Origin of the sequence: Halopolyspora algeriensis, assembly GCF_003337235.1 — a bacterium.
GTDB classification, from domain to species: Bacteria; Actinomycetota; Actinomycetes; order Mycobacteriales; family Pseudonocardiaceae; genus Haloactinomyces; species Haloactinomyces algeriensis.
On sequence record NZ_QPJC01000014.1, the window covers coordinates 79,482 to 92,194 of the forward strand.

General features: G+C 68.6%; 13 protein-coding genes. 3 read left to right on the forward strand and 10 right to left on the reverse strand.

The window, feature by feature from the left end; translation table 11 throughout:
• The first annotated feature begins 26 nt into the window (after positions 1–26).
• Entirely contained in the window at positions 27–734 is a 708-nt protein-coding gene (locus tag DFQ14_RS18555; protein ID WP_114454586.1) for a FadR/GntR family transcriptional regulator, read from the forward strand.
• On the opposite strand, the gene DFQ14_RS21925 is transcribed toward DFQ14_RS18555, so the two are convergent.
• The 9 genes from DFQ14_RS21925 to dxr form a co-directional block, all read right to left on the reverse strand.
• Positions 710–859, reverse strand: coding sequence for a hypothetical protein (locus DFQ14_RS21925; RefSeq protein ID WP_158546722.1), 150 nt, complete (start codon positions 857–859; stop codon positions 710–712). The genes DFQ14_RS18555 and DFQ14_RS21925 overlap by 25 nt on opposite strands.
• Positions 856–2,412, reverse strand: coding sequence for a cobyric acid synthase (locus DFQ14_RS18560; RefSeq protein WP_114454587.1), 1,557 nt, complete (start codon positions 2,410–2,412; stop codon positions 856–858). The genes DFQ14_RS21925 and DFQ14_RS18560 overlap by 4 nt, the downstream gene beginning before the upstream one ends.
• Before the next feature lie 112 nt (positions 2,413–2,524).
• Positions 2,525–3,382, reverse strand: coding sequence for a type I methionyl aminopeptidase (map, locus tag DFQ14_RS18565; RefSeq protein WP_114454588.1), 858 nt, complete (start codon positions 3,380–3,382; stop codon positions 2,525–2,527).
• Positions 3,383–3,454: 72 nt separating this feature from the next.
• Positions 3,455–3,862: a type II toxin-antitoxin system VapC family toxin gene (locus DFQ14_RS18570; RefSeq protein WP_114454589.1), complete on the reverse strand. Its 408-nt coding sequence runs from the start codon at positions 3,860–3,862 to the stop codon at positions 3,455–3,457.
• A 227-nt stretch (positions 3,863–4,089) separates the two neighbouring features.
• On the reverse strand, positions 4,090–5,913 hold the full coding sequence (locus DFQ14_RS18575; RefSeq protein ID WP_246195496.1) for a penicillin-binding transpeptidase domain-containing protein: 1,824 nt from the start codon (positions 5,911–5,913) through the stop codon (positions 4,090–4,092).
• 311 nt (positions 5,914–6,224) lie between these two features.
• Positions 6,225–7,061 carry a GNAT family N-acetyltransferase gene (locus DFQ14_RS18580; protein ID WP_114454590.1) on the reverse strand — a complete coding sequence of 279 codons (837 nt, stop codon included), beginning with the start codon at positions 7,059–7,061 and terminating at the stop codon, positions 6,225–6,227.
• Positions 7,062–7,129: 68 nt separating this feature from the next.
• Positions 7,130–8,284 (reverse strand): flavodoxin-dependent (E)-4-hydroxy-3-methylbut-2-enyl-diphosphate synthase, encoded by a 1,155-nt coding sequence (gene ispG / locus DFQ14_RS18585; RefSeq protein ID WP_114454591.1) that lies wholly within the window; start codon positions 8,282–8,284, stop codon positions 7,130–7,132.
• 232 nt (positions 8,285–8,516) lie between these two features.
• Positions 8,517–9,800 carry a M50 family metallopeptidase gene (locus DFQ14_RS18590; RefSeq protein ID WP_114454644.1) on the reverse strand — a complete coding sequence of 428 codons (1,284 nt, stop codon included), beginning with the start codon at positions 9,798–9,800 and terminating at the stop codon, positions 8,517–8,519.
• The gene (gene dxr / locus DFQ14_RS18595; RefSeq protein ID WP_246195497.1) at positions 9,800–10,987 is read right to left on the reverse strand and encodes a 1-deoxy-D-xylulose-5-phosphate reductoisomerase; all 1,188 of its coding nucleotides are present in this window, start codon (positions 10,985–10,987) and stop codon (positions 9,800–9,802) included. The genes DFQ14_RS18590 and dxr overlap by 1 nt, the downstream gene beginning before the upstream one ends.
• 279 nt (positions 10,988–11,266) lie before the next feature.
• Between dxr and DFQ14_RS18600 the strand changes: the two genes are divergently transcribed.
• Both DFQ14_RS18600 and DFQ14_RS18605 read left to right on the forward strand, forming a co-directional pair.
• Complete coding sequence (locus tag DFQ14_RS18600; protein ID WP_114454592.1) at positions 11,267–11,548, forward strand: GlsB/YeaQ/YmgE family stress response membrane protein; 282 nt, start codon at positions 11,267–11,269, stop codon at positions 11,546–11,548.
• Between the two features lie 130 nt (positions 11,549–11,678).
• Positions 11,679–11,975, forward strand: coding sequence for a DUF2631 domain-containing protein (locus tag DFQ14_RS18605; RefSeq protein ID WP_114454593.1), 297 nt, complete (start codon positions 11,679–11,681; stop codon positions 11,973–11,975).
• An 18-nt stretch (positions 11,976–11,993) separates the two neighbouring features.
• Here the strand turns inward: DFQ14_RS18605 and DFQ14_RS18610 are convergent, their stop codons facing one another.
• On the reverse strand, positions 11,994–12,668 hold the full coding sequence (locus tag DFQ14_RS18610) for an ion transporter (RefSeq protein ID WP_114454594.1): 675 nt from the start codon (positions 12,666–12,668) through the stop codon (positions 11,994–11,996).
• Between the last annotated feature and the right edge of the window lie 45 nt (positions 12,669–12,713).

The following is a 12,713-nucleotide window of genomic DNA, read 5'->3' on the forward strand; positions in this document are numbered from 1 at the left end:
AGGATGTTTGGATGAAAGGATCTCCTGTGCCTCTGGTCACCACCACGCGGACCGGTCTGGTGGATCAGGTCATCGCCCAGATGCGGGAGCTGGTGTCCTCCGGCGAGTGGCCGCTGGGCCGCCGCATCCCCCCGGAAGCCGAGCTCGTCACCGCCCTCGGTGTCGGCCGCAACACCGTGCGCGAGGCGATCCGCGCACTGGCACATGCCGGTCTCCTCGAGGTCCGACAGGGAGACGGCACGTTCGTGCGCGCCACCAGCGAGCTCTCCGGCGCCGTGCGCAGGCTTTGTGGCTCGGAACTGCGCCGGGTCCTGGAGGTTCGTCGCGCACTCGAGGTCGAAAGCGCGCGCCTGGCGGCCACCGCGCGCACCGACGAGGACGTTCGCGACCTGGAGACGATCCTCGACACCCGGGACGCGGCCGTGCGAGAGCGGGACCGCGAGCAGGCCGTCGCCCAGGACACCCGCTTTCACCTGCGGCTCGTGGAGGCCTCGCACAATCCCGTGCTCATCGAGCTCTACCAGGGCCTCAGCGAGGCCGTGCTGTCCAGCGTCGCCTCCACCTTCGACGCGGAGGGGCCGGCAGACCGGCACATCGGGCACACCGAGCTGCTCGAAGCGGTGCGCGACGGCGATCCCGACCGAGCTGTCGCCGAAGCAGGCGGCTTCCTGGAGGAGCTCCTCGCCCAGGTCGGCGAGGACGCGGCGAGTCAGTCGGCATCTCGGAATGCGTGATACGGAGCCAGCCGGACGCGGGGACCCCCATCCCGGCTGATGAGGAATTCCGCACCGGTCTCTGCGCGGTCCAGCAGTTCCTCGAGCAGGGCCGCGGGTTCTGCCACATCGATCACTTCGCTCATTTTCGTATTCGACCGCGGTCACCATCGCCCGCGACCGAGAGCCCCGGAGAGAGGACGGGCAGGCCGTTCGGCACTCCGCGGTCGAGCAGGCGCAGCAGGGCGTCGGTGTCGAGATGCCGCTCCACGAGATCACCGAGCAGGTCGAGCTGGGCCTGCCGGAGCTCGGCGAAGGCGGTCCCGCTCGCGGGCACGAAACCACTCCGCCCGGCCTGCTCGGCCGCCCAGTGCAGGAACTCCCGCCGGAACGAGTCGTTTTCGAACAGACCGTGCCAATGCGTGCCCACCACCGAACCGTCGATGCCGCCCTCGGGCTCGCCACCGGGCAGGATCACCAGCGGGGAGAGTCCGTCACCGCGGCGCACCGCGCGCCCGTGGTGGATCTCGTAGCCGGCCACCGGCTCCCCGAACGCGGTACCGGTCGGCCTGGCCAGCGTTTTCGCGGGCGCGAACTCGATTTCCAGATCCAACAACCCGAATCCGGCGACCGTGGCACCGGACTCCACGCTGTCGACGATCCGGCGGGTGAGCATCTGGAAACCACCGCAGATACCGGCCACGGGCAGACCCGCGGCGGCGTGCTGCCCGATCGCGTCGGCCAGCCCCGAACCGCGCAACCATTCCAGGTCGGCCGCGGTCGATTTCGATCCGGGCAGCACGACCAGGTCGGCGTCGGCCAGCCGCGAGGGTTCGGTCACGAAGCGCACCGACACACCGGGCTCGGCGGCCAGCGCCTCCACGTCGGTGGCATTGGAGATCCGGGGCAGTCTCGGCACGGCCACCCGTAGCCACTGCTGCCCCATCGGTGGGGCCGGGCGGCCGACCACACCGTCGGCCACGTACGACAGCGAGTCCTCCGCGTCGAGCCAGAGTTCCTCGGACCAGGGCAGCACGCCGTGCACCGGGCGGCCGGTGAGCGCCCGCAGTTGGTCGAGCCCGGGGTCGAGCAGTCCCGGATCTCCCCGGAACTTGTTGACCACGAAACCGGTGACCAGGGCCTGATCAGCCGGATCCAGCAGGGCCAGCGTGCCGAAGAGCTGCGCGAAAACACCGCCGCGGTCGATGTCGCCGATCACCAGTGTCGGCAACCCGGCCGCACGGGCCAGCCCCATGTTGGCGATGTCGTGTGCCCGCAGGTTGATCTCGGCAGGTGATCCGGCGCCCTCACAGATCACGTAGTCGTACTCCGCACGCAGCTCGTCGAGCGTGGACACGACGGTGTCCAGCAACGCGGCCTTGCGGTCCCGGTAGGACATCGCGGTGACCTCCCCGGCCACCTCTCCCAGCACCACGACCTGGGAGCTGCGGTCGCTGCCGGGTTTGAGCAGCACCGGGTTGAACCGCACCGTCGGCTCCACCCCCGCCGCGGCCGCCTGCAGCGCCTGCGCACGGCCGATCTCACCGCCTCCGGGAGTGACCAGGGAGTTGTTCGACATGTTCTGGGCCTTGAACGGTGCGACCTCGGCCCCACGCCGGGCCAGCCAGCGGCACAGCGCAGCGACCAGCACGCTCTTGCCCGCATCCGACGTCGTCCCGGCAACCAGCAGCGCATTCACGTCTGCTTTCCTACCGCATCACGCGCAGGCCGCGCGGCACGGCCGCCCACCGGGTGCGGTGCCTCACAGGCACGGCGGGCAGGCTGCCCGTGGGAAGCCCACCCCATGCCGATCACGGCTGGGTGAGGATCTCGTTGCCGTCCTCGGTGATGAGGATGGTGTGCTCGAACTGGGCGGTCCAGCTCTTGTCCCGCGTGGTGACCGTCCACTCGTCGTCCCAGATGTCGTACTCGTGGGTGCCGAGCGTGATCATCGGTTCGATGGTGAAGGTCATGCCGGGTTCCAGCACGGTCTGCACCGACGGCTCGTCGTAGTGCAGGATGACCAGCCCGCTGTGGAAGGACCGGCCGATGCCGTGGCCGGTGAAGTCGCGCACCACGCCGTAGTCGAACCGCTTGGCATAGGACTCGATGACCCGGCCGATCACGTTCAGCTGCCTGCCGGGCTTGGCCGCACGGATCGCCCGCATCGTCGCCTCGTGGGTGCGCTCCACCAGCAGCCGTGCCTCCTCGGAGACCTCACCCGCGTAGAAGGTCGCGTTGGTGTCCCCGTGGACGCCCCCCACGTAGCCGGTGACGTCGACGTTGACGATGTCACCGTCGGCGATCACCGTCGAGTCCGGGATGCCGTGGCAGATGACCTCGTTCAGCGAGGTGCAGCAGGACTTCGGGAACCCTCGATAGCCCAGGGTCGACGGGTACACACCGTGCTCGACGAAGAAATCGTGCACGACCGCGTCGATGTGGTCGGTGGTCACGCCGGGCCGCACCGCCTTGCCCGCCTCGGCCAGCGCCTGCGCGGCGAGCTTGCCCGCCACCCGCATCGCGTCGATGACCTCGGGGGGCTGCACATCGGGGTCGGTGTTGCGCCGAGGTGCCGGCTTGTCGACGTACTCGGGGCGCTCGATCGTCGACGGAACCTGCCGACGGGGGGTCTGCACACCTGGCTTCAGCGGGGCTCGTACCGGCATACCCCCCACTCTAGAACGTGCCGGGAGCTCCGAGCCGAGGCGTGGTTGCCACACGACCCACGGTATGGCCAATCACACAGGCTCACTCGGCACGCCGGGAGAAACCGTGGCCAGCCCGGCCCTGCGCGCCTCGGACAGCATCACGGGGTCGTACGAGACGAAAGCGTGCAGACCGTCCCGCGACCGGGACGCCGAGGCAAGGTGGATCGCCTCGACAGGGCCGAGCAGGGAATCCAGCTCGCTGGCGCTGTCCAGCACCTCCTGGCGTACCGGGAGCTGCTCGATCTTCGACACGACGATCGATGCCAGATCCTCCGCCGCAGGCCCCATCTCCCGGAACGAGCGCAACACGTCCAGCTTCGACACCGCGCTGGTGACCCGGGGCAGATCGCGATAGCGCAGCACCCACTCGCTCAGCGCCTCGCTCTCCGGTTCGGGCGCGATCAGTTTGATCAACGCCGAAGAATCGAAGTAAATCACAGCAGCTCCTGTTCACTCTCGCTCGACGCACCGGAGTCACCCCACGGGCACTGGCACAGGTCATGGACCACCGGGGGCACGGCATGGCGGCACCTTTCACCCCATGCCTCGACCGCCCCGGCCAAGCGGGATCGCTCGACAACGGGCGGAGCGCACCTCGAATCTCCGCCGCGCTCCGCGCGGCACAACCTAGCACAGTACTTGCACTGCGTAACAAGACGATCGCGCTATGTTTTCCCGAGGAAGTTCCGCGCCACCGCCACGGCCTTCTCGGAGGTGCCCGCGTCGGTGAGCAGCACCGCGAAAGCCATGTCACCGCGGTAGCCGACGAACCAGCCGTGCGCACGTGTGCCGTCGCCGTACTGCGCCGTGCCGGTCTTGCCCGCGACCGGACCCGCTTGGGCCAGTTCCGTCGCGGTACCCGTCTTGACGACCTCGCGCATCATCGTCCGGAGCTGGTCGATCGAAGCCTGCGACGGCGGCTCGGGAGCAGACCGGGTGATCTCCGTCCTGCTGTTTCGAACCAGCTTCGGTGTGGGCATGCCGCCATGGGCCACCGACGCCGTCACCATCGTCATCCCGAACGGGCTGGCCAGCACCGTGCCCTGACCGAACCCGTTGCTCGCGCGCTGCACCGGTTGCTGCGCCCGCGGCACCTCGCCGGTGATCGTCGTGATGCCGGGAATCACGAAATCCGCCCCCAGGCCGAGCTGGCGAGCCGCCGTGGTCAGGGCCCCGGGCGGCAGGTCGGCGGCGAGCCGGGCAAAGGTCGTGTTGCAGGATTTCGCGAAGGCCGTCCGCAGCGGCACGGTACCGAGATCGAAGTGGTGCGCGTTGGGGATTTCCCGGCCGTTGACGACCGTCGTCGCCGGGCACTCCACGGGGGTGTGCATGTCGACGCGGCCCGATTCCAGCGCGGCCAGCGCAGTGACGATCTTGAACGTCGATCCCGGTGGATACCGGCCGGTCAGCGACACCGCACCGTTGCGATCGGCCGGGGCGTTCTGGGCGACGGCGAGCAGCTCTCCGGTGGACGGCTGCATCGCCACGATCGCGGCTGCTTTCGGTAGCGGGTCCACCGCGCTCTCCGCAGCCTTCTGCACCCGGTCGGACAGGGTCGTGCTCACCGACTTCGCCGGTTTCGGCGGTGTGTTGTGCAAGGTCTGCACCTGTCTGCCCGCCGCGTTGCGGGTGACCACACTCCATCCGGACGTACCGTCGATCCGGTCCTGCAGCTGTTCGGCGACAGCGGGCAGCACCTGCGAGGCGTAGTCACGCTCTGCGGTGATCAGCTCCGTCCGCGTCGGGAAACGCACCCCGGGCAGTTCGTAGATCTCCGGCTTGACGCGCTCGTAATCCGGCCGGCGCAACGTCACGACGTGGTAGGCCTGGTCATCGGGGGTGTCCGCGAGACCTTTCATGATCCCCTGCCGGGTGATGCTCGGGGCGACCGGGCTCAGGCCCTCGGCCAGCGACGCGGCGACACCGGCCCGGTCCGGGCCCACTGCCTTCGGCACGACCGTGACCCGCACCAGCTTCTCGGGGCCCATCAACCGAGCCCCGTCGCGCCCCAGGATCGGGGCGGGATTCGGCTCGTGCTCCTGGAACTCGAGAGTCTGCTGCGCCGCGAGATCGGGATGGAGCACCGAGGGCGCCCAGTGCACCGCCCAGCCCTCCCCGTTGCGGGTGAGCTCCATCGTGGTCGTGTAGCTCCACACGCGACCCTTCCCGAAGTTCCACGACACGGCGGAACCGATCGTGGTGGGGTTCCTTCCCTCACCTTCGGTGACGTCGGTGACTTTCGCGGTGACACTCTTCGGGGACAGGCTCTCGTGGGTCTGCGTCAGCAGCCGGCGTGCCGCCTCGGGAGAGTCGGTCCGCTGCGCCGCAGCGGCGTGATTTCCCGCCGCGAACGAGCTCAGGAAGGCCTTGGCCACGTCTTTCGCCGAGGGCCCCGTATCGATCAGCCCACATCCCGCGGCGGGAAGCACCAACAGCAAGCCGGACAGAACGCCGAGGACCCGGGCAACAGGAGTACGGACAATACGCACACCCGGCAGTATGCCCAAGATCCCCGACAACGGTCACGCAGCGACCGCCGGGGAAGCGGCGGTGGGAGCAATCACCCAAGCCGATCCGCGCACCTCAGTGCCTGTCTTTGATCTGGTTCTTTCGCTCGGGTGATCAGCCTGAGCAGGGCGACCCACTCCGGCGTATTCGATCGGAATGCCCGCAGGCGGGCATCAGCAAGGCAGCTGGCCACGTGGCGGAGAAGTGGCTACTCGATGTGGCCTGCAACGCCGCAAGGCGCCGCCTGAGACGACGGTTCAGCAACCACCTGACCAAATTCCAAGACGGGCTCTCAGAACAGGACGGTGCTGAACGTTCCCCGCTGCTCGAATCCCACCCTGTGGTAGGCCGCCCTGGCGGCGACGTTGAAGGCGTTGACATACAGGCTCGCCGTCCGTCGCATCCCCCGGACCAACCGGTCCGCGACGGCCGCCGTACCGGCGGTTCCCAGGCCGCCGCCCCGCCTGTCCGGATGCACCCACACCCCCTGGATCTGGCCGACGGAACGCGACATCGCACCGATCTCCGCCTTGAACACGACCTCGTCGTTCTCGAACCGGGCGAAGGCACGTCCGGCGGCGATCAGTTCGGCGACCCGAGCCCGGTACCCCGCCGTACCGCCTTCGCCGCGCGGGTCCACCCCCACCTCCTCGGTGAACATCGCCACCGCCGCGGGCAGATAGCGATCCAGCTCGTCCGGCCGGACGGGCCGCACCAGCTCGTCGACGCGCCCCTGCGGCGGCTCGGACATCACCAGCAGCGGCTGCTCGGCTCGCACCTCCCGGGCCGGACCCCATTCCGGGGCGAGTTCGTCCCACAGCGCCAGCACCTGCTCCGAAGGACCGACCAACGAGGAGCAGACCCGGCGATGGCGTCGTGCGCGCTCGGCGAAGGCACGCATCGCATCGCGACCGCCGCGCAGCGGGACCAGGTTCACCCCGGAAAAGCACAGGCCCTCCAGGGTGCTGCCGTATCCCCAGAGCTCACCGCCCAGTCGGCGTGGATGTATCCCCGCGTCCTCGATCCGCGACGCGACCATGCAGGCCACCACCGGGTCGGCTTCCAGCAGTGAACGAACGCGAGCGAGGTCGCGGTCCTCCAGCAGTCGTGCATCCGCAAGCTTGAGCACTCGCCAAGAGTGCCAGAAACGGCGAGCACGTGGGGAGTGCAGGCAGGCACACCCGACCCACGATGGACTCAGCCGACCGTCACCACCGGATCGCCCGAGTCCTGGCCATCGGTCTCCATCCCCTCGGCGATACGTCCGGCCTCTTCGATCAGCGTCTCGACGATCTGGTGCTCGGGCACGGTCTTGATCACTTCACCCTTGACGAAGATCTGCCCCTTGCCGTTTCCGGAGGCCACCCCGAGGTCGGCCTCCCGAGCCTCACCGGGCCCGTTGACGACGCAGCCCATCACCGCGACCCGCAGCGGGACCTCCATGCCCTCCAACCCGGCGGTGACCTCGTCGGCGAGCTTGTACACGTCGACCTGGGCCCGGCCACAGGACGGGCAGGACACGATCTCGAGCTTGCGCGGGCGCAGGTTCATCGACTGCAGGATCTGGGCGCCGACCTTGATCTCCTCCACCGGAGGTGCCGACAGCGAGACCCGGATCGTGTCGCCGATGCCCTGACGCAGCAAAGCGCCGAACGCGACCGCGGACTTGATCGTGCCCTGGAAGGCAGGCCCTGCCTCCGTGACTCCCAGGTGCAGCGGGTAATCGCAGCGTTCGGCGAGGATCTCGTAGGCCCGCACCATGACGACCGGATCGTTGTGCTTGACCGAGATCTTGATGTCGTGGAAGTCGTGCTCGGCGAACAGGCCCGCCTCCCACAGCGCCGACTCGGCCAGCGCCTCCGGCACCGCCTTGCCGTACTTCTCCATCATGCGCCGGTCCAGCGACCCCGCGTTGACGCCGATCCGGATCGGGGTGCCGGTGTCCTTGGCGGCCTTGGAGATCTCGGCGACCTGGTCGTCGAACTTGCGGATGTTGCCGGGGTTGACCCGCACGCCCGCGCACCCCGCCTCGATGGCGGCGAAGACGTACTTCGGCTGGAAGTGAATGTCGGCGATGACGGGGATCTGGGACTTCTGCGCGATCGCGGGCAGGGCCTCGGCATCGTCGGCACTGGGGCAGGCCACCCGCACGATGTCGCATCCCGCCGCCGTGAGCTCGGCGATCTGCTGCAGCGTGCCGTTGATGTCGGCGGTGTTGGTGGTCGTCATCGTCTGCACGGAAATGGGGTGATCACTACCCACCCCGACCGCGCCGACCTGCAACTGCCGGGTCTTGCGCCGCTCGGCCAGCACCGGCTCGGGTGCCGAGGGCATGCCCAGATCGACGGTCATCGATTTCTCTCCACCTCTGCACTGTGGCTGAGAACCCTTCGGGTCCTCGGGACTTGTCTCGGAAAGACGCACGGGGCTCCGACCGGACCGGAACGCGGCGGCAGCCGGCGTCCACGATACCGGTGATCAGCCTGTTCCTCAGCGGGGTCGGCACTCACCCGGCCGTACCGCTGCTGCTCATCCCCCGAACGAGTGTGGTTTGTCTCCCGGGCAGCCCGTGGTACGGGACACCTCAGGACAGTGTCACCGGGTTGACGATGTCGGCAACGAGAACCAGCAACGAGTAGGCGATGAACACGAGGCTGACCGCGTAGGCCAGCGGCATCAACTTCGCGGTGTCGAACGGCCCCGGATCCGGGCGCCGGAACAACCACGCCACCTTGCGTCGTGCCGACTCCCACAGCGCACCCGCGATGTGCCCGCCGTCCAGCGGCAGCAGTGGCAGCATGTTGATCAGGAACAGCGACAGGTTCACGCCCGCCAGCAACTGGACCATCATGATCAGCCGCGCCGAGACCGATGCCTCGTCATAGGACAACACCTGGCCACCCAGACGGCTGGCCCCCACGATGCCGACCGGTGAGTCCTGTTCCCGCTCCTGCCCGGCGATGGCTCCGACCAGGTCGGGCACCTCACTGGGCAGCTCCACGACCTTCTGCGCGGTCATGCCGATGATCCCGCCGATGCGGTCGGCCACGCCTGCGATGTCCTGCCGCACGAGGGCCGTGTCGGGGGCGAAGCCGAGGAAGCCGACCCGGACGGTCTCCTCGGGATCGTCGATCTTCGGCCGCTGCGTCTGCATCAGCGTCGGCGTCAGCGTGACCCGCTCGCCACCGCGCTCGACGACCATCGACACCGTGCCCGAGGAATCGCGGATGGTGCTTCGCAACTGCTCCCACGACCGCACCGGCTGCCCGTTGAACGACACGATCTCGTCACCGGGCCGCAGGCCCGCCTGCGCGGCCGGGGAGAGCGGTGCGTCCGGAGGGCACCGCTGCGTGTTCGGCGCGTCGGCGGGAAGCACGCACTTGCTGACCTCTCCCACGGTGGTGGTCGGTTCCGCCTGGCCGTAGCCCATCAGCACGCTCGCGAAGATGCCGACCGCCAGGATCAGGTTCATGAACGGGCCCGCGGCCATCACGATGAGGCGCTTCCACGGCTTGCGCTGATAGAACTGCCGGTGCGAGTCCTCGGGACGGACCTCCTCGGCCACCGCCTGCCGAGCGTCCTCGACCATCGCACGCCAGGGCGCCGAGGAGGCCGTACGCCCGTACTCCTCGTCCTTCTTCGGCGGGAACATGCCGATCATCCGGATGTAGCCGCCGAGCGGGATGGCCTTGACGCCGTACTCGGTCTCCCGACCCTGCCGCGAGAAGAGCGTGCGGCCGAAACCGACCATGTACTGGGTGACTTTGACGCCGAACATCTTCGCCGTCGCCAGATGCCCCAACTCGTGCCAGGCGATCGAGAACAGCAATCCGAAGAAGAAGATCGCGATGCCCAGGACAACCAGTATCAATGAACTCTCCCCGTACCCACGAGTTCGCGGGACTTCACGCGGGCCCACTCCTCCGCTTCGAAAACCTCGTCCACACTGCCCGGCTGCGAGCTCCACTCGTCAGCTGCGGCCAGCACCCTTTCCACAGTCTGCACGATCGACGTGAAACCGGTGTTCGCCTGCACGAACGCCGCGACCGCCTCCTCGTTGGCGGCGTTGTAGATCGCGGGCAGGCAACCGCCTGTCCTGCCTGCGTGCCGCGCGAGCGCGACCGCCGGGAACGCCTCGTCGTCGAGTGGTTCGAAGGTCCACGTACTCGCCTCGTCGAACGTCAGTCTCGGCGCCGTCTCGGCAAGCCGGTTCGGCCAGTCCAGCCCGAGCGCGATGGGCAGTCGCATGTCCGGAGGGCTGGCCTGGGCGATGGTCGACCCGTCCACGAAGGTGACCATCGAATGCACGATCGACTGCGGATGCACCACGACGTCGATGCGGTCGTACTCCACGCCGAACAGCAGGTGCGCCTCGATCAGCTCCAGGCTCTTGTTCACCATCGTGGCGGAGTTGATGGTCACGACCGTGCCCATCGACCACGTCGGGTGTGCCAGTGCCTGCTCCAGGGTGACCTCGGCGAGTTCCTCGCGCGTGCGGCCCCGGAACGGCCCCCCGGACGCGGTCAGCACCAGCCGGTCCACCTCGTCGGCACGCCCGCCGAGCAGGCACTGCGCCAGCGCCGAATGCTCGGAGTCCACCGGCACGATCTGCCCCCGCTGTGCCTTTCGCAGCACAAGAGGGCCACCTGCGACCAGCGATTCCTTGTTCGCCAGCGCCAGTTGCGAGCCGGCGTCCAGCGCGGCCAGCGTGGGCCGCAGGCCCAGCGACCCGTCCATCCCGTTGAGGACAACGTCCGCGCCGGTGGCCTCGACGATCTCGGTCGACGCCCGCGGACCCCCGAGCAAGCGCGGCAACCGGAATTCGCCGGTGGCGTAGCCGAGACGCTGCGCCTCGGCGTACAGGGCGAGCTGGAGGTCCTCGACCGCCGTGCCCCTGGCCACCGCGACCACCTCGGCACCGAACTCGAGTGCCTGGGCTGCGAGCGCGTGCGGATTGCCGCCCCCTGCCGCCAGGCCGAGAACCCGGAAGCGTTTCGGGTTGCGACGGATCACATCCAGGGCCTGCGTGCCGATCGAACCGGTCGAACCGAGCACGGTGACGGTACGTACCTCATCGGTTCCGGCAGGCCCGGGACCTGCCTGATCCGGTGGAGCCTCTCCTCCCCGGGGGGAGTGCGCGGGCTCGCAGGCAGAGCTTGCTGAAGGCTGGACGGGCTGCATCGTCACCATTGTCCCCGAAGCGATCGGGCCGACGTGCCACGAGGTGCACGAGCGGTGATTACACCGTCCGGCATCCGGGTAACCCGTCCGTGGACCGTGATCATCGGCTTGTGGACAGCGGTCCGTGCCACCACGGCAGGAAGAGGTGACAGCGTGAGTATCATCGGCTGGCTCGTGCTCGGTCTCATCGCGGGCGCATTGGCCAAGCTCATCATGCCCGGAAGGGACCCCGGCGGGGTGCTGGTGACCCTGCTGCTCGGAGTTGCCGGCGCCTTCCTGGGCGGTTTCCTGGGCAGCTGGATCTTCGAAGTGGGCATCACGCAGTTCTGGTCGCTGAGCACGTGGCTGCTGGCCATCGCAGGTTCGATCATCGTGCTGGGGCTCTACCGGATGGTCGCCGGCGACAGGGCGGGCGGCAAACCCGCCGACAGGTGACGCAGACCGGGGGTGTCCCGACACGACACCCCCGGTTCCACCGCGTCCGGGCTGCTCACAGGTGCGCGCACCGTGCCCGCGTGGCGTGTGCGAGGATGAAGCCGACCGCAACGGGCACAGGAGGACACACGTGGCAAGCACGGAACTGGACAAGGCCCCTCGGCAGCAACCCGGTCAGGCCGTGGACCCCCAGGAGGAACCGTCGGTCGAGTGGGGCTGGCACGGCGGCTTCCCGAAGGGCATCCAGATCGCCGGCTGGTTTTCCACGTTCGCGATGGTGATGATGCTCATCGGCAACCACCAGGGCATCCTCAGTGGCGGCAACGGCTTCACCAGCGCCGATATCTGGCTGATCGGCATCGCCGCCGTCATGGCCATCGGTCTCATCTACGACCTGCGCCGTCGCAAGTTCTCCTGGCGTCGCTGACGGCGACCGGCTGGGGTCTCAGGACGATTCCGGCGGTTCCTCGGAACGCGTCGGGCGCGTTCGCCGGGAACCGAAGAGCCACTTGCGCAACGCCAGGATCGTGCCGCCGAGGGCGAGCACCGGAAGCAGGACGATGCTCAGCAGCACCGCCCATCCCCACCGCTCGAGACCCGCTTCCAGGGCCCTGCGCGTGATCGTGCTCGGGTCGGCGAGCACGATCCCCAGAAACACCAGGGCCAACAGCAGCACCCCCACCCAGATGACCCGGCCCACCTTGCCCAGATGCTCGATGCGCCTGCGCAGTATTCCGGCGACCCTGAGCAGCTTGCCCACCCGGATGAGCTGAACCGCGGTGACCACACGCGCCAGCCGCAGCACCTGGGCGGGGCCGACGGCGAAGATCACCGCCGGAATCGTCAGCGCCACGATCGCCACCATCCACCAGTGCGTACGCAGCCAGCGGAGGCGGTCCCCGCTGGCCCAGAACAGCAGGACCGACTCGGCGGCGAGCACCACCATCGACACCCAGTTGATCACCATGCCGACGGTCTCGGCGACACCCTCCAGCGCGGTCAGGAACACGGCGGGTATCGAGGCTCCCGAAGCGGCCAGCACGGGCACGTGGAGGTGACGTTCGAGCACGCGCTCGAGATCGGAGTCGGAATGCGACTCGGGGTCGGGGGACGCCGTCACGGCTCACCATGATGGCAAACGTGCGCAGGACCACCGCCCGGTAGC